The organism is Frateuria defendens (assembly GCF_001182895.1).
Classification (GTDB): Bacteria; Pseudomonadota; Gammaproteobacteria; order Xanthomonadales; family Rhodanobacteraceae; genus Frateuria_B; species Frateuria_B defendens.
The window spans coordinates 1-397 of the sequence record NZ_LFQR01000290.1 but is presented as its reverse complement, the minus strand read 5'-3'; the positions used below and the strand labels follow the sequence as shown (position 1 = coordinate 397).

The 397-nt window shown below is 67.8% G+C and carries 1 pseudogene; it reads left to right on the top strand.

Annotated features, from left to right (window positions below):
- Positions 1–205: pseudogene (locus ACH65_RS20460) on the top strand (LysM peptidoglycan-binding domain-containing protein); the annotation flags it as partial.
- Positions 206–397: the final 192 nt, after the last annotated feature.

The following is a 397-nucleotide window of genomic DNA, read 5'->3' as shown; positions in this document are numbered from 1 at the left end:
CGCGATCTACCAGCCCGGCGAGGCGATCGACGACGACGTCGCGCACAACAGCTGGAACCGCGGCACCGGCCGCAGCGTCGCCCTGCCGGAAGAGTTCGTCGGCCACGTGATGGTGTTCCGCACCTTCGACCGGGTCAGCTACGGCCTGGTGATGGACGGCCTGCGCCCGGTGAACCTGGGCGACCGCCTGGCGTTGCCGGAATAACCCGCATCGGCATGTTCCGACACCACGGCGCGGCCTCGGCCGCGCCGTTTTTCATGGCGGCCCGCGCTTGGAGCCTGTTCAATGTCGCTGCATGACGCCCGGCGAGCAATGCGGGCCATGCCTTGAACCGGCTCTTGGACTTTTCCATGGACGACATCGACGACCTGCGTGCCTGGCTGACCCTGCTGCGCA